This window comes from Actinomyces bovis (assembly GCF_900444995.1).
Classification (GTDB): domain Bacteria; phylum Actinomycetota; class Actinomycetes; order Actinomycetales; family Actinomycetaceae; genus Actinomyces; species Actinomyces bovis.
In genome coordinates this window covers 243051-265506 of sequence record NZ_UAPQ01000008.1, presented here as the reverse complement: position 1 = coordinate 265506, position 22456 = coordinate 243051, and the positions used below count along the sequence as shown (strand labels likewise).

Below are 22456 nucleotides of genomic sequence, written 5' to 3'. Positions count from 1 at the left end.
GAGCAGCGATCCGGCGACTTGTCCGCGCAGGTGCCAGAAGACTGTGACGGCCTGAGGTCTGTGAGAGTGTCTGAGTATCTCAGCGGCGTCGGAGCCTAGAAGGCCTGCGGATCGCGGTGAAAAGCTATCCGGGGTTGCGGAAGCTGCGTCGCTCCGCCCGGAGGTGCTGCGATTCGGTGAGTGGCACTTCGGAGCCCTGGCGCTCCTCCACGATTCGATGCAGGCCTAGCCAGGTGCCCAGGGCGCAGACCACCACCCAGTTGCCCTCACTCAGGAGCCGGGACTCGGTGAAAGATTGCATGACCAGGGCGGTCATCAACAGGGCGGGCAGGACTACGGAAGCATCGGAGTTCAAGTGGCGCCCTGCCAGGCGGAATGAGCGGTAAACGAGCACGCAGACGATCACGACTATTAGCGCCCCACCGACCACTCCGGTCTGGAACAGGGCTTCGATATAGGCATTGTGTGCGTTCATAGTGGGGGTGCCGTCGGGACGCACCAGGATGGTGGAGAACACCGGAATCCAGGGGATCCAGTACATGATCCAGCCCCATCCGAGAATGGTGTGCTCCTGCCACAAGGAGAGCACGGCTTTCCAAATCTCCCAGCGTGCACTCATGGATTCGCTGCGGCCTAGCAGGGCGATCAACTGGGTGTACCAACCCAGCGCTGCAGCGGCCAAGCCAACGATGACAGTCACGGCGGCGGTGACTACCCAGCTACGGAAGCGCACTGGCACGTGACGCATAAGCCACAGATAGCCCATCACGGCCACGCAGACCGCCGCAGCCGCCCAGACCGTAGCGGAGTTAGTCAGGGCCAAAACCACCAGTGACAGGGCGCTCCAGACCACCATGCTGATGGGCTTGACCCGCCGATCAGCCCAACGGACCGCTATGCACAGCAGCGTCAGCAGGGCAATGAAGGCTAGGGGGTTGCGGTTGCCGACGATTCCTTGGATCGGCCCGCCGCGGAGGATGTCCCCGTAGACCCAGTAGTAGGTGATGGGAACCTCCTCCCAGCCGCGCATATACAGGGGGGCCAGCGGATGACGCAGCACCAAGGCCACGTAGAGTTCCAGCAGGATGCTGAGCACCAAGGCGGCCTCGAGGGCCCGGCTCAGGGCATCAGTCATCTGCCGCAGAGATAGGCCGCAAGCAAGCAGCACCCCGACGGCGGTAGTAGCGATCATTAGTGCTGAGGCCAGAGCGGTCTCGGCTGGATACGCAGACCAGATGATGCTCAGGGCACACAGCACCACGTACAGGCCAATTGTGGTGGGCAGGGCGGGCCACTTCACGCAGTGTCCCTCACGGATGAAGACCCATAGCAGCAGCAGGCCGCTTACTGCGGCGATGAGGCCAAAGGATTTCCAGCCCACCAGGTTGCGGACGGACTGTCCAGCAAAGGTCAGGAAGAAGGCCCAGGTGCCTGCGGCGGGCATCAGTTTGAGACGCGGTGGCGTCTCAGGCAGCAGGAGCTGCCGGAGGTTGCTGGGCTGAGTCATAGCCGCAACGTAGCACCGGAGCCTGAGCACTCTGAGTGGTCATCCCGCGACCTTGCGTGCCCGCACCAAGATGCAGCGGACACGCAAGCGGCACGCAAGGGAAGGTGGTGCGATGCCGTCAGCACTAGCCTGGATAAGCCAGAAGCGATGCCGACGGCGTCGCGAGTTGGCTATGCACATCCCCTTCGGGCTGCAGTCCTCCAGCAGAAGCTCAGTAGCCGGTGGAAAGACCCAGGCGATGCTCACGGGCTGCCGCAAGCTTGGACTGCAGGCCATAAATCTCAATGAAGCCGCGCGAGGAAGACTGGTCGAAGGTGTCACCAGTCTCGTAGGTAGCCAGGTTGAAGTCGTAAAGGCCGCTGTCCGTCTTGCGACCATTGACGGTGGCGCGTCCGCCATGCAGCACCATGCGAATGTCCCCGGTGACAAAGCGCTGCGTGTCTTCAATGAAGGCATCCATGGACTTCTTCAGCGGGGAGTACCACTGGGCCTCGTAGACCAGGTTCGCCCAGTCGGCCTCCATCTGGCGCTTGTAGCGCAGTTGCATGCGCTCCAAGCAAACAGCCTCCAGGGCCTGGTGCGCCTCGATCAGAGCTATCGCACCGGGGGCCTCGTAAATCTCGCGAGACTTGATGCCCACTAGGCGGTCTTCCACGATATCGATCCGGCCCACCCCCTGGGCGCCTGCGCGGCGGTTGAGCTCTTGAATGGCCTGCAGTGGGGTGACTGATTTGCCGTCGATAGCGGTGGGGATACCGGCCTCGAAGTGCACCACCAGCTCGTCAGGCAGGGGCGGGTAGGTGGGATCATCGGTGTAGGTGTAGACGTCCTTGGTGGGGGCGTTCCACAAGTCCTCCAGGAAGCCTGTCTCCACTGCACGCCCCCAGACGTTCTGGTCGATCGAGAAGGGGTTGTGCTTGGTGGTCTCGATTGGCAGCTGGTGCTTCTCCGCGTATTCGATGGCGACGTCGCGCGTCAGGGCCAAGTCGCGCACTGGGGACAGGCAGTCCATGTCCGGAGCCATGGAGGTGATGGCCACCTCGAAGCGCACCTGATCGTTGCCCTTACCGGTGCAGCCGTGGGCCACAGTGGTGGCACCAAACTCGCGGGCAGCCTTAACCAGGTGCTTGGCAATCACCGGCCGGGAGAGCGCGGAAACCAGGGGGTAGCAGCCCTCATATAGGGCGTTGGCCTTGAGCGCTGGCATGCAGTACTCCTCCGCGAACTCGTCGCGCGCGTCAGCTACATAAGCCTCAACGGCACCACAATCCAGAGCACGTTGGCGGATGACCTCTAGGTCCTCCCCGCCTTGGCCGACGTCTACCGCCACGGTAACCACCTCGCGGCCGGTCTGCTCACCGATCCAACCGATGGCTACGGAGGTGTCCAAGCCACCGGAATAGGCCAGGACCACGCGGTCTTTGTGCTCGCTCATTGATTCTCTTTTCTTTGGTTTGGTGAAGGGAAGCAACTGGGGAGGGGAATCCACGCCGCCACGGACTGTCAGTGACGGCCCGGCTCAGCCAGCGCGATGAGGTGTCCAGCCACCTCAGCGGAAGTGTCCTCAGAACGGGTGATGACCAGCACGGTGTCATCCCCGGCAATGCAGCCAAGGACCCCGGGGAGCATGGCATCGTCGACGGCACTGGCCAACAGCTGGGCTGCGCCGGCGGGGGTGCGCAGGATCAACTGGTTCCCGGCCCACTCAGCAGTCACTAGCAGGTCGGCGCACCAGCGGGCTAGGCGGGAGGTGACGTGTTCGGCCAGTGAGCCTTCATCGTCAACACCCGTGACGGCGGACTTTAGCTGGCCCGGGGCGCCGGCCTCAGGCACCGCGTAGACCTGCCCACCTCGGGCAGAGCGAACCTTGGTGGCGCGCAGTTCCACCAGGTCGCGTGACAGCGTTGCCTGGGTAGTGCACATGCCCCGCTCTGCCAAGGCTTGACGCAGCTCGGCCTGAGAGCGAATCCGAGCCTTGGCGAGCACCTGAATAATGAGGGCATGCCGGGCGGCTTTGGTGGCCGGGGCTGCCGCGCCACCCTCATGCTCGTTGGTACTGCTGGCAATCATGCGCTAACTCCTGAGTGTTGGTTGGCCAGCTCCGCCTGCAGAGCTGTGGTGAAGCTATGCGCCTCGGAGTCGGCCAGGATGAATGGCGGGGCCAGGCGCAAGGTAGCGGCATCTGGGGCGTTGATGATGAAGCCGCGCTGCAGCATGGCTGCCACCAGTTGACTCGCGGGCCCAGCCCCAGGCTCTAGGCCCAGGCCCAGCAGCAAGCCGCGCCCCCGGACTTCGGCCACCCCGGGCACCTGCGCCAATTCAGCGGCCCAACTGCGACCCAGCTCAGTTACGCGCACCAGCAATTCCTGCTCACGAATGGTGTTAATGACTGCCAGGGCTGCGGCGGCACAGACCGGGTTGCCACCAAAGGTGGTGCCATGCTGCCCCGCACCGAGCAGCTGGGCCGCCTCATCTTGGGCCACCACGGCACCGATGGGCATGCCTCCGCCGAGCCCCTTGGCTAGGGTGACTACATCGGGAACCACACCCGGGGCAAGTTGGTGGTGGGCCATCCAGGTGCCGGTGCGGCCCATGCCGGTCTGTACCTCGTCCAGGATTAGCAGGGCTCCGGCCTGGGAGCTCAGGCGCCGCGCTTCCTCCAGGTAGCCCTCAGGAAGCTCACGGACCCCCGCCTCCCCCTGAATCGGCTCCAGGATCAACGCTGCCACGTCCTTGCCCATGGCGGCGCGCAGGGCTTCTACGTCCCCCGCTGGCAAGAACTCGACGCCATCCGGCAAGGGCGCAAAAGGTTCACGGTAGGCGGCCTTGTAGGTGAGCGCCAGCGCACCCATAGTGCGCCCATGGAAGGCGCCCGCAAGGGCCAGGATGCGGGGGCGTGCTGCTCCGCCGTGGCGGCGAGCGATTTTGAAAGCAGCCTCATTGGCCTCCGTGCCGGAGTTGCACAGGAAGACTTTGCTAGAGCCTGCCGGAGCCTGAGGGAAGGTCAAAGCGGCGAGCTCTTCAGCTAGGCGCACCTGGGCTGGGCTGGTGAAAAGGTTGGAGATATGCCCCAGGCTGGAGACCTGCTCGCTGACTGCCTTAACTACGGCCGGGTGAGCATGTCCCAAACAGTTGACGGCAATGCCTGCCAACAGATCTGTGAACTGCTGCCCGTCAGCGTCCCAGACTTGAGCCCCGTGGCCCCGCACCAGCACGCGCGCTGGGGTGCCAAAGTTCTGCATTACGGCCTGCTGGTAGCGGGCCAACCAGCCTTCACCGCTCATATTTGGCGTGTCAGTGTTCAAGACTGAACGCCTCCTTTGGCCTGCGACCAGCCGGTGTGCTCAGGGTGCACCACGGTGCCGACGCCGTCGTCCGTGACGATCTCCAAAAGCATGGAGTGGGCTTGGCGGCCGTCAACCACGTGGGCCTGCCCAACTCCCCCACGCACGGCCCGCACACAGGCCTCCATCTTTGGAATCATGCCGGATTCAAGGGTGGGCAACAGTTCCGCTAGGGCCTCCACACCGATGCGCGAGATCAAGGAGGAGCGATCGGGCCAGTTGGCGTACAGACCCTCCACGTCAGTGAGCATGATGAGCTTTTGAGCGTGCAAGGCCACAGCAATAGCTGCCGCCGCCGTGTCCGCATTGACGTTCAGAACTGTGGTGCTGTCCGTTTTCAGAGGAGCTACGGAGGAGATGACCGGGATGCGCCCCTGTCCCAGAAGCTCGGTAACCGAGCGGGGGTCCACCTCCACGACGTCGCCGACCAGGCCGACATCTACGCTCTCGCCGTCCACCTCGGCCAGGCGCTGGCGGGCGCGCAGCAGGCCACCGTCTTCCCCCGAGATGCCGACGGCGGCCGAGCCAGACTCATTCAGCAAGGAGACCAGTTCCCGCTGGACGGAGCCGGTCAGCACCATGCGCACCACATCCATGACCTCCGGGGTGGTTACACGCAGCCCGCCACGGAACTCGGAATTGATATCTAGGCGCCGCAGCATGGCGTTAATTTGCGGACCACCGCCGTGGACGACAACGGGCCGCAGGCCCACCTGGTGCAAGAACAGGATGTCCTGCGCGAAAGCGCGTTTGAGAGACTCCTCCACCATGGCATTGCCGCCGTACTTAATGACGATGGTTGCGCCCTTATAGGCACGCAGCCATGGCATAGCCTCCAGCAGTACGGCGGCCTTCTGGGGGGCCGTGAGGGTGCTTGGCAGGTGATTCATGTCGTGTAATCCGCGTTGATGGTGACGTAGCCGTGGGTGAGGTCATTGGTCCAGACGGTGGCTTCGCCTTCGCCGGCGTGCAAAGCAATATCGATGCGGCACTCCCGCGGACTCATATCCACGCCGGAACGCTCGTCACCCACGCCGCCGTGACGGAAGATGGTGACGCCGTTGATGGCCACATCCACCTGGTTTGGGTCAAAGGGACAGACCGCCTCGGGCACGGTGCCGAGCTGTGCCAGAACGCGTCCCCAGTTGGGGTCCTCGCCAGCCACTGCACATTTGAGGAGGTTGGAAGCTGAGACAGTGCGGGCGGCAGCTTCGGCGGCTTCCTCACTGACGGCGCCGGTGACAGTGATGGCGATGTCGTGGGTAGCGCCTTCGGCGTCGGCCACTAGGCGCCGCCCTAGGCGCCCAAGCACATTGGCGACGGCCTCCTCTAGCTCCTCCTGGCTAGGTCTCACGCCTGAAGCACCGGAGGCGAGCAGCAGGACAGTGTCATTCGTGGACATGCAGCCATCGGAGTTGATGCGGTTGAGGCTGCGCGCATTGGCCTGGCTCAGGGCCTGCTGGGCTTGCTCAGCAGTAACGACGGCGTCGGTGGTCAGTACGCAAAGCACAGTGGCCATACCCGGGGCGAGCATGCCCACACCTTTGACCATGCCACCTACAGTCCAGTTGCCTTGCGCAGAAGAAAGCTCCAGAGCATCCTCCTTGGAGACCTTATCCGTGGTCATGATGGCAGTTGCGGCGTCGGTTCCGGCCTGGGGACCGGTGGCTAGTTCCTGGGTCGCTGTCTGCAAGCCTTTAAGCAAAACGGGCATATTTATGAGGGTGCCGATCACGCCGGTGGAGCAAACCAGCACCTCGTGGGCAGCGACGGCCTGCCCACCCTGACTGAGGATCTGCGCCAGGTGCTCAGCGGTGGCCCGAGAATCAGCCGCCCCTTGTGCGCCGGTGCAGGCGTTGGCGGAGCCTGAGTTCAGCACCACGGCACGAGCAGTATGCGCCTGGCCTTGGGTGCCATCTAGGACGTGGCGTGACCAGGTGACAGGAGCCGCTACCACGCGGTTGGTGGTGAAGACTCCTACGGCTACATCTAGGGGGCCGTCGTTGACCACTAGGGCAAGGTCGTGCTTACCGGAGGCCTTAAGGCCTGAGCTGATACCAGAGGCCCGAAAGCCTTTGGCAGCGGTGACGCTCATGGGGCGACTCCTTCCATGATCACACCGGTGGTCTCCTGCATTGAGAGGGCGAGGTTGAGTGATTGAAGCGCGGCTGAGGCGGTGCCCTTGCCCAGGTTGTCGATGGCACAAATCATGGTGACTACCCCGGCGGCGGCGTCATAGGCGACTTGAACCGTGGCTAGGCCAGAGCCAGCTACAGTGCCGGTGACCGGCCAGGTTCCTTGTGGCAGCAGGTGAATCAGGGCCTCGCCTGCGGAGGTTCCGGGTTCACCGTAGGCCTGGGCCCATGTCTGGCGTAGGACGGCGTCTGGATCTGGGGATTGGCGCAGCGTTGGGGTGGCGGGAGCAGTGACGGTCGCAAGGATGCCGCGACTCATGGGGACCAGCACCGGGGTGAAGGACAGGCGGGTGGTGCCCGGGGCGGCGCCAGCAACCTCTAGGTTCTGAATAATCTCGGGGATATGCCGATGGCTGCCGCCGACGGCGTAGGGCTGCGCGGAGCCAAGGGCCTCTGCGGCAGTCAGGTGAGGTTTTAGGGCCTTGCCTGCCCCCGAGTAGCCGTCGGCCAGGACCGCGGTAAGCGCACTGGTGTCGATCAGTCCAGCCGCAACGCCGGGCTGGGTGGCCAAGGTGACGGCCGTGACGTTGCAGCCAGGTACAGCGATGTGGCCAGTGGCGGCGAGTTCAGCACGCTGGGCAGCAGCGCTGCTTTCCCCTGCGTGCAGGAGCTCCGGCATGCCATAGGTCCAGGCGTCGACGTACTCGGTGCCGTAGAACTGGTCCCAGGCGGCCTGGCTGGTGAGGCGGTGGTCTGCGCCGCAGTCAATCAGCAGGGGGGTGTGGCCGCTGGCAGCTCCAGCTTGCTCCAGTGCGGCGGTGACGGCGCTGGAGGCGCCGTGCGGGAGGGCTAGGACCACGACATCGTGGTCGAGGAGGTGTTTTACGTCGCTGGGTTCGACTAGGCGGTCAGACAGGGAAAGGAGCTGAGGGTGATGCTCTCCTAGGCGCGTTCCGGCTGAGGCACCTGCGGTAACCGCGCCGATTTCAAGGCCTGGCTGCGCACTGAGGAGCCTTAGCACCTCTCCGCCCGCATAGCCGGTGGCTCCGGCGACTGCCGCCTGCAACTTCATGCAGACAACATACAGTGAACTGCATAGAAATACATATTTGAGTTGGGTGCTGAGCGGAAGCTCACGCTCCCCTGCGCCGTCGCGCTGGCAGCAGAAGCTAATTCAGGCCTGGCGCAGCACCTCGACGATCGACTTAGCCCAGGCACGCACCTCATCCCAATCCCGGAAGTCACCCTCTGCGGCGCCACCCACCTTGGCGATGGTGCGCTCACGCAGATTCAACTTGCCGGGGTCGAAACGGCCCGCAAAGGTCACATGGCCTTCCACATCCAGAGCCAGCAGCACCGGGCCAATGCGCCGCGAATCTGAGACCTTGCCCTTGGGCAGCCCGGATAGCCCCACAGAGAAGGCCCACACGGGGTGGGAAGACAAAGCCCCCTGGAAACGGCGGCAGAAGTCCAGCGCAGCTTCCGTCCAGCGCGTCAGGTAAACGGCTGAGCCGATCACGAAGGCGTCATAGCCCACCACACTGGTCACGTCTTCTGGGCGGGAGAGGTCCACCTCCATCCCAGACTTGCGGAGCTCGTCAGCGATTACGCTAGCGACCTCCTCAGTGGAACCGTGCCGAGAGGAGGCCACAAGCAAGATCTTCATAACCCTAAGTATGGGGCAGGCGCGTAACTCAGGTGAATAGTCCTAACAACTGTATCTAGTTTAACAACCATGACCACGCTCACAGGCCCCAGCGCCTGTTCAGGCCCGCAGCTCCGCCCCTAGCAACTTAGCGGCCTGCTTGACGGCTTTCTTGCGCACCCCAGCTGTCTCCTCAGCTGTGAGCGTGCGGTCAGCGGCACGCAGCCGTAGCGAGAAAGCCAAGGATTTGCGCCCCTCCCCCAGTTGCGGACCACGGAAGACGTCAAATAGGCGCACTTCCTCTGCCAGGTCACCAGCGGCGCGACGCAGCACCTGCTCCACCTGCGCCACAGTCACCGCCTCATCCACCACCAGTGCCAAATCCTCCTTGGCAGCCGGGAAGGTGGACACCGGCTTGACCTGCAACACTCCTGCGGCCTCCACGGCGTCCAGCAGCGGCTCAAGGTCTAGCTCTACGGCACAGGTCCGTGGCGGCAGACCAAAGCTGCGACACACGCGTGGGTGGAGTTCACCGGCGTAAGCAACGACGGCGCCGGGCAGGATTTCTTTGCCACGGCGCACAGAGGCCAGGCGGATCTCGGCGGTGCGGCCAGGATGCCAGGGGGCCACGGGGGCTTCAGGGGCAGCCACTTCCAGAGCGACGCCGAGGGCGCCAGCCACCTCCCGCACCACCTGAACGGCGTCAGACCATTGCCAAGGCTGGGCACCGCCGAGAACTCCGGCACGCTGGCGCTCACCGGCTAGCACCACGCCCATATGAGTGGGCTGGGCCGGGATGCCCGCCTGCAAGGTAGCTACCTCCTCCGCCGTGGGGCGCCGCTCCACCCCCAGGATCGAGGCGGGCACAGTCCCAGCAGGGTGGGTAACCGCTCCCAACTCGAAGACAGCCACGTCTCCCAGGCCTCGGGAAATATTGCGGCGAGCCACTTCCAGCAGGGAGTCAAGCACGCTCGTGCGCAGGCTGGGGGCGTCCTCTGCCAAGGGGTTGGCCAGGCGGACTGCGGCGCGGCGCGGGTCATCCGCAGGGATCTCCAGGCACTCATGCACATCTCCAATAAAGGGGTAGGAGAGCACCTGCGTGAGTCCGGCAGATACCAGCGCGCGCACAGCCGCGCGGCGGGCCCGCTGGCGAGCGCTGAGGCCGGTACCGGCAGGAGCGGTGGGAACAATCACGGGGATCTTGTCATAGCCATCTAGGCGCGCCACCTCTTCTGCGAAGTGCGCGGGTCCCAGCAGGTCGGGCCGCCAGGTGGGTGCGGTGATGGAGAGCAGTTCACGGCCTTCGGCGTCGGTTCCGGCGGGTTTGACGGTGCAGCCAATGGCCTCCAGCAGCTCGCTGACCCGGGCGGTGCCGTAGGCGACGCCAGTGAGGCGCTCGGCAGCATCGGCCCGAATCACCTGGGGCCTGGGAGCAACGGTGTGGTCTATGTCGGTGGCGACCGGCTCGGCGGTGCCGCCGCCGTATTCGACCAGTAGGTCCACGGCGCGCTGGGCGGCCACGGGGGCGATCTGGGTGTCCACGCCGCGCTCGTTGCGTTTGGATGATTCCGTGGGCAGCTTGTGGCGGCGAGCAGAACGGGCCACAGAGACGGCGTCAAAGTGTGCGGCCTCGATCAGCACGTCGGTGGTGTGCTCATCCACCTCGGTCTCGGCACCGCCAAAGACACCGGCGAGTACGAGGGCGCGGGAGCCTTCTGCGGCCGGGGAGTCAGAGATGACCAGGTCTTCCGGGTCCAGGGTGCGGGTGATCTCATCCAGGAAGGTGAGGCTTTCCCCAGCCCGGGCACGACGCACCACAATGGGGGCGTGCAGTTTGTTCAGATCAAAGGCGTGCAGGGGCTGACCTAGGTCCAGCATCACGTAGTTGGTGACGTCCACGGCCAGAGAGATGGGTCGCATCCCGGCGGCGGTGAGGCGGTCCCGCATCCACTTGGGGCTGGGGGCGGCGGGGTCGATGCCCCGCACCACGCGGGCCACATAGCGGTCAGCTCCCGGGCGCCCATTGATGGGAGTGGGATCCTCCGCAATTTTGACGGCGTAGCCGCCCGCGCCTGCTGCTGCCAGACCGTTGGGATAAAGGCCTTCATTGGTGGCATCTGCGGGGTCGGTGAATTTGGCACCGGTGGAGTGGGAGTACTCGCGAGCCACACCGCGCATGGAGAAGCAGTAGCCCCGATCTGGAGTGATGTTGATTTCCAGGACCTCATCACCCAGGCCAAGCAGGGGTAGGGCGTTGGTGCCGGGGGCAGGCAGCTCTTCACCCTCGTGTCCGTGGGCGGCAAGCCACTGGTCTAGCACGATGATGCCGTCGTGGTCCTCGCCGATGCCTAGCTCGCGGGCGGAGCAGATCATGCCGTCGGAAATATGCCCATAGGTTTTGCGGGCGGCAATGGCAAAGTCCCCAGGCAGGACGGCGCCGGGCAGAGAGACGACGACGCTGTCCCCGACGTCAAAGTTGTGTGCACCGCAGACGATGCCGCGGCTAGGCAGATCGCTGGGCTCCTTGCCGGTGCCAGGGGCGTCATTGTGTTCAGGGCCAACGTCCACACGGCAGTAGTTGATTACCTTGCCGTTGGACTGTTCTTTGGCTTCTCGACTCAGGACCTTGCCGACCACCAGGGGGCCGGTTACCGAGGGGGGAACCACGCGTTCTTCTTCTAGGCCCACGCGCACTAGGTCCTTGGCCAGATCCGCTGCGGTGGTGCCGGTGGGGACGCAGACGTGCTCGCGCAGCCAGTCAAGGGGTACGTATGGCATGTCAGTTGCCCTTTCCGGTGGTGCCGAACTGCTGGGAGAAGCGGATATCGCCTTCGACGATGTCATGCATATCCGCGATGCCGTGGCGCAACATGAGGGTGCGTTCTAGGCCCATTCCGAAGGCGAAGCCGGTGTATACCTCCGGGTCGATGCCGCAGGCGATGAGGACCTTGGGGTTGACCATGCCGCAGCCGCCCCATTCGATCCAGCCGGGGCCGCCCTTCTTCTGGGGGAACCACAGGTCCATCTCGGCGCTGGGCTCAGTGAAGGGGAAGAAGGAGGGGCGCAGGCGAGTGCGGGCCTCTGGGCCGAACATGGCGCGGGCAAAGTGGTCCAGGGTGCCTTTGAGATGTGCCATGGTCAGGCCTTGGTCCACGGCCAGGCCCTCCACTTGGTGGAAGACGGGCGTGTGGGTGGCGTCTAGTTCATCGGAGCGGAAAACCTTGCCGGGGCAGGCAATGTAGAGGGGTGGCTCACTGGCGAGCATGGCGCGGGCCTGCACCGGTGAGGTGTGGGTACGCATGACCAGGTTGGCGCTCTGTGCGGGGGCAGCACCCACGGAGGCGCCGTCGATGTAGAAGGTGTCCTGCATTTGGCGGGCGGGATGGTCGGCGTCGAAGTTCAGGGCGTCAAAGTCGAACCACTCGTGCTCCACCTCGGGGCCCTCGGCAATGGTCCATCCCATGGCAGTGAAGAAGTCGGAGACCTCGTCCATGAGGACGTCCAGGGGGTGGCGGGCGCCGCTGGCGGCGCGTTTGGTGGGGATGGTGACGTCCACGGCCTCGGTGGCGAGCATCTCCGCCTCAGCCTGGGCCTCCAGGACCTGTTGGCGCTCAGCCAGGGCAGTGTTGAGCTGGCTACGGGTGGCGCCTAGGAGCTTGCCGGCGGTGGGCTTATCTGCCTTGTCTAGTTTGCCGATGCCACGGTTGGTTAGGGCGAGTACGGAGGCGTCCCCGGTGTAGGCCAGGCGAACCTCCTTGAGGGCGGCTAGGTCCTGGGCGGCGGCAATGGCTGCCAGGGCCTCCTCGGTGAGGGCTTTTAGCCCTGCCTCGTCCAACGGCGACAGCGCGCCGGCTGCGTCAGTCATCTGCGAACCTTCCGTGCTCGTAACTCCGGGCCCAGGGTAGTCCGCTCAGCACGGCGGTTCGAAATCTGGCCACCTCCCTATGTCAGTGCTGTGCCCTGGCAGTGGCATAAAGGCAAACGGTGGCAGCCGCCGCTACGTTAAGTGACTCCGCTTTCCCGTAGATCGGAATTGCGACGACGGCGTCGGCCGCCGCAACCGCCTGGGCCGACAGTCCGTGTGCCTCATTGCCCAACAGCCAGGCCACGGGGCCCGCCAGCATGGCCTCAGCGTCAAATAGCTGTACGCTCCCGCGACCATCGGCAGCCAAAATCATCAGGCCCGCAGCGCGGAGGGCCGCTGTGGTCTCCTCTAAAGTCACGCCGGTGACTACGGGCAGGTGGAATAGGGAGCCTGCGGTGGAGCGGACCACCTTAGGACTGGTCACCTCCACGCTTCCCTTAATTACGACGACGACGTCGGCCCCAGCGGCGTCTCCAGCCCGGATGATGGTGCCGGCGTTGCCAGGGTCCTGCGCCTCAGTCAGCACCGCCACCAAGCTGGCATGCTTCAACACCTCAGCCAGCACTTGTGGGCCTCTCAACCGCGGCAGATCGGCCACTGCCAGCACGCCCTGCGCGTCAGCGCTCATGGCAGCCATGACCTCTGCGGAAACCAGGTGCCGGTATAGGCCGCGCTCTCCGGCCTCCTGCCAAATCTCCGGGTAGCGTTCGGCAGCCACCGGGGTCAGGTAAAGATCCCGCACAGCCTCGGCGGCATGACGCACAGCCTCGCGGACTGCCTGTGGACCTTCAATTAAGAAGCGTCCGTACTTGCTGCGCAGTTGGCGGCGAGTTAAACCGGCGACGCGGCTCACCCGCTCCGAACCGGGGTTGGTGAGCATAGCGTCTAGGTCGGTGGGGGTGAGCGTCATGCTCCGCAGCCTACGGTAGGAGAAGTCGCCAAGTGACAGACGACGGCGCCACCCCCTATGCAGGAGGCGGCGCCGTCGTTTCTAATGCTGGGCGCTTAGCTCAGCGAAGCGAAATCAGGCCTTAGCAGCGTTGACGTCTGCGGGAAGGGCCTTCTTAGCGACCTCGACCAGGCCCTTGAAGGCAGCAGGTTCGTTTACGGCCAGCTCGGCGAGCATGCGGCGGTCGACCTCCACTCCAGCCAGGGCTAGGCCCTGCACGAAGCGGTTGTAGGTCATGCCCTCGGCGCGGGCGGCGGCGTTGATGCGCTGGATCCACAGGCGGCGCATTTCACCCTTGCGGGCGCGGCGGTCACGGAATGCGTAGACGCCAGAGTGAGTGACCTGCTCCTTGGCCTTGCGGTACAGGCGCGAGCGCTGGCCGCGGTAGCCGGAGGCCTGCTCGAGGACGGAACGACGCTTCTTGTGGGCGTTGACAGCCCGCTTCACACGTGCCATGTGATGACTCCTTGGTGGTTGGGGCGGTCAGCGACCGAGCAGCTTCTTGACCTGGCGCTGGTCGGCCTTGTCGACCAGCTGGTCCTGGGACAGCTTGCGCTTGCGGCGCGAGGACTTAACCTCGAGCAGGTGGCGCTTGTTGGCCTGCTCGCGCATGAGCTTGCCGCTGCCGGTAACCCGGAAGCGCTTCTTGGCACCGGAGTGCGTCTTGTTCTTCGGCATCTTGGTTTCCTCTTAGTCGGCCCGTGACCGGGTGGCCCGGGCTGTTTACCCCGCAGACGGTGGTAAGGGGGTGGGGTCTGGTGGGATCAGGCTTAAGCCTTCTCCTTGGTGGGAGCTGCTGGCTTGGCGGCCTTGGTTGCAGCAGGCTTCGCAGACTTGCTGGCCGTGGTGCTCTTAGTGGCAGCCTTAGCAGGAGCCGCTGGCTTGGGAGCAGCCGCCTTTGTGGCGGTCGGCTTGGCCGAGGCGGCCTTGGCGCTGGGCTTTGGTGTGGCTGCCGGTTTCGGTGCGGCGGTCGACTTCGGTGCAGCCGAAGCCTTAGCGACGGCGGGCTTAGTTCCGGTCGGCTTGGTTGCCGCAGCCTTAGCCGCAGCAGGCTTGGTTGGCTCCGCTGCCTTGGGAGCTGCTGCCTTAGGGGCTGCAGTCTTCGAGGCGGCGGGGGCCGGAGCCTCGGGAGTCACTGGGGCTTTGGACGCAACCGGAGTCTCAGCTGCAGGCGCAGCGGCCTGGGCGGCCTTACCAGCCTGAGCCTTAGCCGCCTTCTCAGCGGCTTCCTCTTTGCCCTGGCGGCGGGCGGCGCGGGCCTCCTCGCGGCGACGACGCTGGTCTGACTTCACCTCAGCCTTGCGGCGGGTGGGGGCCAGCACCATCACCATATTGCGGCCATCCTGACGCGGGTGGGACTCAATGGTGGCAAGTTCACCAACCTGCTCAGCCACGCGCTGGAGCAGGCGAATACCGAGCTCCGGGCGGGACTGTTCACGGCCACGGAAGCGCACGATGCACTTGACCTTGTCCCCACCTTCGAGGAAGCGCTTAACGTGCCCCATCTTGGTGGTGTAGTCGTGCTCGTCGATCTTGGGCCGGAACTGGATCTCCTTGAGCTGGGTGTTGGCCTGGTTGCGCCGGGCATCACGGGCCTTCATGGCGGACTCGTACTTGAACTTGCCGTAGTCCATGAGCTTGCACACCGGGGGGCGTGCGTCGGGAGCGACCTCCACAAGGTCGAGGTCAGCCTCTTCGGCAAGACGCAGGGCGTCCTCCACGCGGACAACGCCTACCTGCTCACCGCTAGGGCCGACTAGGCGCACCTCGGGGACGCGGATCCGTTCGTTAATACGGGGCTCGCTGATGGCTTTTCCTCACTCTAAGAGATCTCACCGGCCAAACGAGGAAGGCCCCCGCTCCTGCACGCAGGACGGAGGCCTATCAAACATGCTTGGCCAGCCGACGCCTAAGGCGACAACCAGCGCGATCCAGGCTGAAACCTGGCGCATGACCCGGCCCCCAGAAGGAACCCAGGTGGGATTTCTCCGCTTGCGTACCGGGGACTCGCCCCGGTCGGTCGGCAAGGATGTTATCAAAGGCGCAGCACGCAAGTCCCGCATGATCTGGTTTCTGGCCCGTGTTCCTGCTCACCTGTGGCCTCACAGAGCTCTGCGTCGGCCGCCCAATTTGCTCACCGGCCGGGCAGGCGACGGCGTCGCCAGGTGTGCACGATAGGCGCGGAGGCAGCCGTATTCAGGCCGGCAGCGGACATAGTTCCACGGTGTCAATCAGCTCACCCCAGGCAGGATTGACCATGATGTGTTGGCAGGCTTCCAGGACCCTCGCCACCGCAGGCCTACCGCCGCTGGCATCTAGGCGCACAAAAATGCGCAACTCCGCCTGTTCGCCGGGACTGTAGGCCACTCCTGTAACCCCGGCGATCTGTTCCAGCTGAGCGGATATCTCAGCTTGTACCGGTCGGTTCCGCCAGGAAGGCACCCAGGCCTCTCCCCCGGCGAAGGCCACTACCGCGGGCCTAGGCAAGCGCAGATCGTGGGTGCCGGGGTCCAACACCCAAAGCTGGTCTGTAGACAAGCAAGCCACCTGGGCCGCCTGCTGGCAGTCCACGGGCACCGGACGCACATCCTGGCGCCAGGCACGCAGGGCTACCGCAGAGGTGAAGACGGGCAAAGCCACATGCCCATCCGGCAAGTGCACCGCCAAGGTAGCGGCATCCTCGCAGGCAGTGGTGGCGTGCGGCTCCTGGAGGCCGTCACTAGGCAGAGCATGAGCAGCCACAGGCACCAGCAAGCGGGAGTGATACAGCGCAGTTAGCAGAGCGTCCAGGTATTCATGACGGGGCCGCTCGGTGGCTTCCAGGGCGGCGGTGACAGCCGGGTCAGCGGCGCCGTCGTCACCCGCAAAAGGTGTGGGAGCAGCTAGGAGACGCTCGAGCTTGGCGCGGGCCGCCAGGGCACGCGCCACCTGCGGGTCGGTCTGCGGCAGTTTGGTCTCTGGGAAGACGGCGGTTTGCTGGCTGTGGTGCTTCCTGGCGGGCAGTATCTGCACGGCACCTGCCTGGTCTTCAGGCCGTGCTTCAGCGGAAGCGCTCACCTGGGCAACTCCGCGGCGTCCCCTTCATGACCGCTGGCCACCAGCAGGGCCTGCTCCAAGGTGAAGGCACCCGAGTACAGAGCCTTGCCGATAATCACGGAGTCCAGCCCTAGCCCAGCTAAGCCGGCCAGGGCGCGTAAATCATCCAGGTGGGAGATGCCACCCGAGGCGGTCACCGGCGCAGGAGTCACCTCGCAGACGCGGCGCAGCAGCTCAGTGTTGGGGCCGGAGAGCGTGCCGTCCTTAGTGACGTCAGTGACCACGTAGCGAGAACAACCGGCAGCGTCCAGACGCGCCAGGGTCTCCCACAGGTCGCCACTGTCTTTGGTCCAGCCGCGCGCGGCCAGGGTGCTGCCGCGCACATCTAGGCCCACGGCAATTCTGTCCCCGTGCTCGGCGATGACGCGCTCCGTCCAAGCGGGGTCCTCCAGTGCAGCTGTGCCCAGGTTTACCCGAGCGGCCCCGGCATCCAGAGCACGCTTGAGGGTGACATCGTCACGAATGCCGCCGGAGAGCTCCACCTTGATGCCCACCTCCCCCACGATGCGGGCCAGCAGCGGGGCGTTGGAACCACGGCCAAAGGCCGCGTCTAGGTCCACCAGGTGGATCCACTCGGCACCGGCTTTCACCCAATCGCGGGCGGCGTCTACCGGGCTGCCATAGTCGGTTTCACTGCCTGCCTCCCCACGCAGCAGGCGGACGGCTCTGCCGCCAGCAACATCGACGGCGGGTAGCAGCGTGAGCATGAGGTCTCCTTGGGGGCAGTGGCGTTAGGTGAAAAGTTAGAGGGTGGCGAGCCAGTTGCGCAGCAGTTGAATACCGGCGTCGCCGGACTTCTCGGGATGGAACTGGGTTGCAGATAGGGCGCCGTTTTCCACGGCGGCCAGGAAGTCCACCCCATGTGTGGCCCAGGTGGCCTGCGGCAGCGTGGTGGGCCCAGGGCCGAGTAGTTCAGCGGGGTCCTTCAAGGCAGCATAGGAGTGGACAAAGTAGAAGCGTTGGTCGGCTACGCCGTCGAAGAGCAGAGAGTTGACCGGTGGGCGTACCTCAGACCAGCCCATATGCGGCACGACGGGAGCGTCCAAGAGTTCCACGGTGCCAGGCCATTGCCCTAAGCCCAGCTCGGTGGTGCCATGCTCGGTGGAAGCCTCGAACATGACTTGCATGCCGACGCAGACTCCCAGCACGGGGCGTCCGCCCGCTAGGCGGAGATCGATTAGGCGAGCTGCGTCAACCTGGCGCAGCTGAGCCATGACGGCGCCGAAGGCGCCAACTCCGGGGACCAGCAGGCCATCGGCGTTTTCTACGGCGGCAGGGTCGGCGGTTAGTTCGACGGCGGCGCCAGCCCGCTCTAGGGCACGGACAGCCGAGCGGACATTGCCGCTTCCGTATGACAAAACGACGACCTGGGGCTGACTCACGGCCTTAGGCTACCGGTTCCAGCTCCCTAGAAGACTGCAGAATCGCAGGAGCGCTGTGGCGCCCTCGCAGGCTCCGCGCCGTTTTGCAAACCTGAAGACTCCGGCACCCTGAGCTCTTGGGATACCTCCCCGAAGTTGCGCTTATCCGCTCAGCGCAGAGCCCGATTCAGCACAGTGCCCGGTCTTGCCAACCCGGGCAGCTGGCGTCAGGGCCCGGGCTCCAGTGAGTATTGTCCCGTGAGCGTCACCCCTCCCCCCGATCCCGGCCCTAGCTCCGCATCGCCTCAACGGAGCACCCTGCCTTCGATTCCCGGCTTCCGCCTAGAGAACGTCATTGGCCGCGGCGGATTTGCCACCGTCTACGGTGGCGTGCAGGACTCGGTCCAGCGTCCCGTGGCCGTAAAAGTCGATTCCCGCCCACTGGATGATGAACGCAACCGCCGCCGCTACCTGCGCGAGGTACAGGCAGCTGGGCGGATCAGTGGGCACCCGCACGTGGTCTCCCTGGTGGACACCGGCGTGCTGCGCGACGGGCGGCCCTACATCGTCATGGAACGCTGTGACGGCGGTTCATTGGAGCAGCTGGCAGCCACAGGTCCCATCAGTGCTCCCGACGCCGTGCGCCTCGTATTGGCCGCCGCCTCAGCACTTGGGGCAGCCCATGCGGCAGGCATCCTGCACCGCGACGTCAAACCAGCAAATATCCTCTTGGACGCTTACGGCTCACCGCGACTAACCGATTTCGGGATCGCGGCAGTGGTGCGCGAAGGGCAAGACCCCACGGTGACCCTGGAGTGTTTAACCCCCGATTTTGCGCCGCCTGAGGCCTTTGAACTACAACCGCCTGGCCCGGCCGGGGACGTGTGGTCCATGGGCGCCACGCTGTTCTATCTGCTCACCGGGCGTGGCCCCAGACGGGGTCCAGATGGCAAGACGCTATCCCTACCAGAGATCGTGCATCAGCTGAGTGTGCCGGTGGACCTGTCCGCCGCCAACATCCCTGTCAGCCTGCATCCGCTGCTGGCCAAGGCGATGCACCGAGACCCAGCCCAGCGTTACCCCGACGGCACCGCGCTGGCCGAGGCCCTGGCAGCAGCCTCCGAGGCACTGGGCGACGGCGGGCTAACGGTGGCTGGCCCAGGTGTGGCCCTCCGTCTAGCGCAGGCTGGCCAAGCCTTGCCTGCCGGATCTGCCAGCGCGCTGCCAGGAGTTTCAGCGGGGGCTCAGAGCCGCAGTTCCCGGCAGCGATTGGTGGCCGCCGCTGCTGCAGTGGGTCTGGTTGCAGGCCTAGCGGTGGGCGCAGGCGGGACGGCGGCGCTCCTGCAGCGCAGCGCTGCAGGCTCTGCCAGTGCAGAAGTGGTCCAGTCTGGGACGCCCGCCGCCGACCAAGCTGGTGTTCCCGCAGCTAGTGCTGCTCCAGGGGCACAGTCCGGAGGCAACCAGTCGGGGGGCACTGCCGCTACCCCGCAGGCAGGCAGCGCTGGCGGCCCAGCGGGAACTGCCACAACTGCGGCGGCACAGACACCCGCCTATCCTCAAGGCACCTGCTTGGCGGGCTTAGTAGTGATCAGCGACGTGCCCAGCACCCGAAAGGTCGATTGCAGTCAGGCGCACCCCTGGGAGGTCTTCGCAGCCGGGCCGCTATCCGAATCCGCCACCGGCTTCACCCAGATCGAGTTGAGTGAAGACTCAGCAGTCAAGCAAGCTTGCACGCGGCAGGCCGCCGTCGCCTATGGTGAACCAGATCCTCATATCGAGGTAATCGGTCCCACTGAGACGCAGTGGAGCAACGGCGCGCGTTGGTTCTCCTGCCTGGTATCGCCTGCCGCTGGCGGGCAACGCACCGGGTCATACACCGCCACCCGGTGAGGCTTGGCGTCCCGCGGGGGCGCTAAGCCTCACATGGGCGCTGGCCCCTTGCCCCCACTCAGGCCCCGTCCCATCCAGCGGCCTAAGGGCCCCAATTTGACGTCACTGGAACGCACCGCCCCAGGAAGCGCCTCAGCCTTGGTCAAGCCGAAGAGTAGGTCTTCAACCACGGTGTCCACCGAAGCGAGCACCAACCCAGAGGACATATCCGGCCCCCCTTGGCCGCGCTCAAAGCCGCGGGCGGTGATGGTGCCAGATAGGCCCGCCTCGATGCCGACATCGGTGGCCAAGTCTGCGGTCAACAAGATGGTGCCACCGCGCGAAAGGTGGGACAGCCGTCCGGCAAGCTCAGCGGCCTCAGCGGGTTCGGTGTCTACGCCGTCGAGCAGCTCCGCCACATCCCACTCACTGTGGGAGGACACAAACTCCTTCACGGCCACCGCCCCGGTCCTGGTGGGCACCACCGTGCAGTCCAGGCCGCTCATGGCGCAAAGCTGCGCTAGGGCGTCCGCGTTGGCCAGCGGAGTCAGCACGACGGCGATTTTCACGGCCTGGGTCGGCTCCGACTCGCCTAGCCTTGGACCGTAGAGTCCAGGAAAGGTACCGCAGGGAGGGGCGTCAAGAGTCGAATCGTCGGGTCGTTCTGAGGATGCTGGAGGGCTACCCGCACTTGCGGCGCTTGCAGCCAAGACTTCCTTGGCCGCTTCCTCCACATCCGTAGCCTCCCGCTCAGCGGCGGCGTCTAGTGCCGCCATGCCAGCCCGGGTGTCCTCGGAGATGTCTAGGCCCTCCATCATGGCGGCAAAGGCCGCATCCAGGTCATCATCGCCGTAGCCACGGCTGTGCTGCCCCGTCATTACAGGGCTCCCTTCGTTGAAGGCACGTCGTCTACTCGGGGATCCGGCTCCACCGCCATGCGCAGGGCACGGGCTAGGGCCTTGAACTCAGCCTCAGCGATATGATGCGGGTCGCGACCAGAGATGACATGCAGGTGCAGGCAGATGCCGGCATGGTAGGCGATAGCTTCCAGCACATGGCGCACCATAGAACCAGTGAAATGCCCACCAATGAGGTGGTGGGTGAAGGCTTCGGACTCACCGTCATGTACCAGGTAGGGACGGCCAGATAGGTCCACTACGGCTTGGGCCAGGGCTTCGTCGAGGGGCACTAGCGCGTCCCCAAAACGTTTGATTCCGCGTTTGTCACCCAAAGCCACTCGCAAAGCCTCACCAATGCAGATGGCGGTGTCTTCCACGGTGTGGTGCACATCTATATGCGTGTCTCCGGTGGCGCGGACCTTCAAGTCGATCAGGGAGTGCTTGCCGAGGGCAGTGAGCATGTGGTCGTAGAAGGGAACGGTGGTTGAGATCTCTGTCTGGCCAGTGCCATCGAGGTTGAGCTCGACAAGCACACTGGACTCGCTGGTGGCTCTTTCAATCCGGGCGGTGCGGCTCATGACTGCTCCTCCTTGTTGATGGCTGTCAGGGCGTCACGGAACTGCTGCATCTCGTCGGGGGTGCCGACGCTGACTCGAAGGTACCCGTCCGGGCCCACCACGCGGATGAGGACACCCCGGGCGAGCAACGCCCGCCACACGGCGTCGCGGTCCTGGAAAGGTCCAAAGAGCACGAAGTTCGCGTCTGATTCAAAGGCCGTGTAGCCCTGGGAGCGCAGCCACTCCACTAGGGCGTCCCGTTCGGCGCGCAGTGAAGCCACCTGGCTCATGAGTTCTTGGCGGTGGTCCAGGGCCGCCAAAGCGGCGGCCTGGGTTAGCGCAGAGAGGTGATAGGGCAGGCGAACCACCCGCAAGGCCTCCACGAGCTCGGGCGCGGCAGCCAAATAGCCCAGGCGCAACCCCGCCATGCCAAAGGCCTTACTCATGGTACGGCTGACGGCCAGATTAGGGTTGCCCTCCAGCAATTCCAGGGCACTGGGCACTCCGGGGCGGCGGAACTCTCCATAGGCCTCATCCACCACTACGACGGCGTCGCTTGGCCTGCCGTCACTGGTGGCGGGCCCGTTCCCCCGCGCGGCGTCCAGCACCGCCTGCACGTGTTCTAGTGGCAAGGCAGTGCCGGTGGGATTGTTAGGGTTAGCCAAAATAACGACGGCGGGCTGAGCCCCCTGGATGGCGTCGAGGGCGGCGTCGAGGTCCAGGGTGAAGTCTTGGAGGCGCGCCTGGGTGCGGTATTCAGTGAGGGTGTCGCGTGCGTATTCGGGGTACATGGAGTAGGTGGGGGTGAAGGACAGGCAGATGCGTCCGGGCCCGCCGAAGGCCTGTAGCAGGTGGAGCATGACCTCATTGGAACCGTTGGCAGCCCAGATCTGCTCCGGAGGCAGCCGCACTCCAGACTCCACGGCCAGGTATTCGCCCAACGCCTGGCGCAGGGCCGGGAAGTCCCGGTCTGGGTAGCGGTTGAGTTCGGCGGCGGCCCTGGCGGCAGCCTGCGCAATGTCAGCGATTACCCCGGGGGCGGGGGCATAGGGGTTCTCGTTGACGTTGAGGCGTACGGGCACCTCTAGCTCGGGGGCACCATAAGGCTGCTCGCCCTCGATGCCGGGGCGCAGAGGAAGGTTGCTCACGCCTGGCAGTTTACGGCCCTGGGATGACGTCTCTCGCCGTCCTGGGAGAGTGATCTTCTTGCACTTAAGTGGCGATCGCGC

21 protein-coding genes are annotated in these 22456 nt (G+C 65.0%); 1 reads left to right on the top strand and 20 read right to left on the bottom strand.

Annotation, left to right across the window (positions count from 1 at the left end):
- Positions 1 to 124 precede the first annotated feature (124 nt).
- The 17 genes from DR039_RS08170 to hisH form a co-directional block, all read right to left on the bottom strand.
- Positions 125 to 1507, bottom strand: coding sequence for an O-antigen ligase family protein (locus tag DR039_RS08170; RefSeq protein WP_111836885.1), 1383 nt, complete (start codon positions 1505 to 1507; stop codon positions 125 to 127).
- Between the two features lie 211 nt (positions 1508 to 1718).
- Complete coding sequence (locus DR039_RS08165) at positions 1719 to 2942, bottom strand: argininosuccinate synthase (protein WP_111836884.1); 1224 nt, start codon at positions 2940 to 2942, stop codon at positions 1719 to 1721.
- Positions 2943 to 3010: 68 nt separating this feature from the next.
- The gene (locus tag DR039_RS08160; protein ID WP_111836883.1) at positions 3011 to 3577 is read right to left on the bottom strand and encodes an arginine repressor; all 567 of its coding nucleotides are present in this window, start codon (positions 3575 to 3577) and stop codon (positions 3011 to 3013) included.
- The gene (locus DR039_RS08155; RefSeq protein WP_111836882.1) at positions 3574 to 4791 is read right to left on the bottom strand and encodes an acetylornithine transaminase; all 1218 of its coding nucleotides are present in this window, start codon (positions 4789 to 4791) and stop codon (positions 3574 to 3576) included. The genes DR039_RS08160 and DR039_RS08155 overlap by 4 nt, the downstream gene beginning before the upstream one ends.
- 17 nt (positions 4792 to 4808) lie before the next feature.
- A complete protein-coding gene (gene argB / locus DR039_RS08150; RefSeq protein ID WP_111836881.1) occupies positions 4809 to 5741 on the bottom strand; it encodes an acetylglutamate kinase in 933 nt (310 codons plus the stop codon).
- The gene (gene argJ, locus DR039_RS08145; RefSeq protein WP_111836880.1) at positions 5738 to 6946 is read right to left on the bottom strand and encodes a bifunctional glutamate N-acetyltransferase/amino-acid acetyltransferase ArgJ; all 1209 of its coding nucleotides are present in this window, start codon (positions 6944 to 6946) and stop codon (positions 5738 to 5740) included. The genes argB and argJ overlap by 4 nt, the downstream gene beginning before the upstream one ends.
- Positions 6943 to 8058 carry an N-acetyl-gamma-glutamyl-phosphate reductase gene (gene argC / locus DR039_RS08140; RefSeq protein WP_111836879.1) on the bottom strand — a complete coding sequence of 372 codons (1116 nt, stop codon included), beginning with the start codon at positions 8056 to 8058 and terminating at the stop codon, positions 6943 to 6945. The genes argJ and argC overlap by 4 nt, the downstream gene beginning before the upstream one ends.
- Positions 8059 to 8160: 102 nt before the next feature.
- Entirely contained in the window at positions 8161 to 8652 is a 492-nt protein-coding gene (locus DR039_RS08135; protein WP_111836878.1) for a flavodoxin domain-containing protein, read from the bottom strand.
- A gap of 99 nt (positions 8653 to 8751) precedes the next feature.
- Positions 8752 to 11409 (bottom strand): phenylalanine--tRNA ligase subunit beta, encoded by a 2658-nt coding sequence (gene pheT, locus DR039_RS08130; protein WP_111836877.1) that lies wholly within the window; start codon positions 11407 to 11409, stop codon positions 8752 to 8754.
- 1 nt (position 11410) lies between these two features.
- A complete protein-coding gene (pheS, locus tag DR039_RS08125; protein WP_111836876.1) occupies positions 11411 to 12496 on the bottom strand; it encodes a phenylalanine--tRNA ligase subunit alpha in 1086 nt (361 codons plus the stop codon).
- A gap of 82 nt (positions 12497 to 12578) precedes the next feature.
- The gene (locus DR039_RS08120) at positions 12579 to 13406 is read right to left on the bottom strand and encodes a TrmH family RNA methyltransferase (protein WP_111836875.1); all 828 of its coding nucleotides are present in this window, start codon (positions 13404 to 13406) and stop codon (positions 12579 to 12581) included.
- Between the two features lie 114 nt (positions 13407 to 13520).
- Positions 13521 to 13901 carry a 50S ribosomal protein L20 gene (gene rplT, locus DR039_RS08115; protein WP_111836874.1) on the bottom strand — a complete coding sequence of 127 codons (381 nt, stop codon included), beginning with the start codon at positions 13899 to 13901 and terminating at the stop codon, positions 13521 to 13523.
- A 27-nt stretch (positions 13902 to 13928) separates the two neighbouring features.
- Positions 13929 to 14123, bottom strand: a complete 195-nt coding sequence (rpmI, locus tag DR039_RS08110) for a 50S ribosomal protein L35 (RefSeq protein ID WP_111836873.1) — start codon at positions 14121 to 14123, stop codon at positions 13929 to 13931.
- Positions 14124 to 14215: 92 nt separating this feature from the next.
- On the bottom strand, positions 14216 to 15238 hold the full coding sequence (gene infC, locus DR039_RS08105) for a translation initiation factor IF-3 (RefSeq protein ID WP_267489835.1): 1023 nt from the start codon (positions 15236 to 15238) through the stop codon (positions 14216 to 14218).
- 403 nt (positions 15239 to 15641) lie between these two features.
- A complete protein-coding gene (locus tag DR039_RS08100; protein ID WP_111836907.1) occupies positions 15642 to 16373 on the bottom strand; it encodes an SseB family protein in 732 nt (243 codons plus the stop codon).
- 125 nt (positions 16374 to 16498) lie between these two features.
- Positions 16499 to 17248, bottom strand: coding sequence for a bifunctional 1-(5-phosphoribosyl)-5-((5-phosphoribosylamino)methylideneamino)imidazole-4-carboxamide isomerase/phosphoribosylanthranilate isomerase PriA (priA, locus tag DR039_RS08095; protein WP_111836871.1), 750 nt, complete (start codon positions 17246 to 17248; stop codon positions 16499 to 16501).
- A gap of 36 nt (positions 17249 to 17284) precedes the next feature.
- Positions 17285 to 17923, bottom strand: coding sequence for an imidazole glycerol phosphate synthase subunit HisH (hisH, locus tag DR039_RS08090; RefSeq protein WP_111836870.1), 639 nt, complete (start codon positions 17921 to 17923; stop codon positions 17285 to 17287).
- Between the two features lie 306 nt (positions 17924 to 18229).
- On the opposite strand from hisH, the gene DR039_RS08085 reads away from it, so the two are divergent.
- Complete coding sequence (locus DR039_RS08085) at positions 18230 to 19792, top strand: serine/threonine-protein kinase (RefSeq protein WP_407641284.1); 1563 nt, start codon at positions 18230 to 18232, stop codon at positions 19790 to 19792.
- 29 nt (positions 19793 to 19821) lie between these two features.
- Here the strand turns inward: DR039_RS08085 and DR039_RS08080 are convergent, their stop codons facing one another.
- The 3 genes from DR039_RS08080 to DR039_RS08070 are packed head-to-tail and all read right to left on the bottom strand — an operon-like array spanning position 19822 to position 22375.
- A complete protein-coding gene (locus DR039_RS08080; protein WP_111836868.1) occupies positions 19822 to 20649 on the bottom strand; it encodes a hypothetical protein in 828 nt (275 codons plus the stop codon).
- Positions 20649 to 21248, bottom strand: coding sequence for an imidazoleglycerol-phosphate dehydratase HisB (gene hisB / locus DR039_RS08075; protein WP_111836867.1), 600 nt, complete (start codon positions 21246 to 21248; stop codon positions 20649 to 20651). The genes DR039_RS08080 and hisB overlap by 1 nt, the downstream gene beginning before the upstream one ends.
- Positions 21245 to 22375 carry a histidinol-phosphate transaminase gene (locus DR039_RS08070; protein ID WP_111836866.1) on the bottom strand — a complete coding sequence of 377 codons (1131 nt, stop codon included), beginning with the start codon at positions 22373 to 22375 and terminating at the stop codon, positions 21245 to 21247. The genes hisB and DR039_RS08070 overlap by 4 nt, the downstream gene beginning before the upstream one ends.
- Positions 22376 to 22456: the final 81 nt, after the last annotated feature.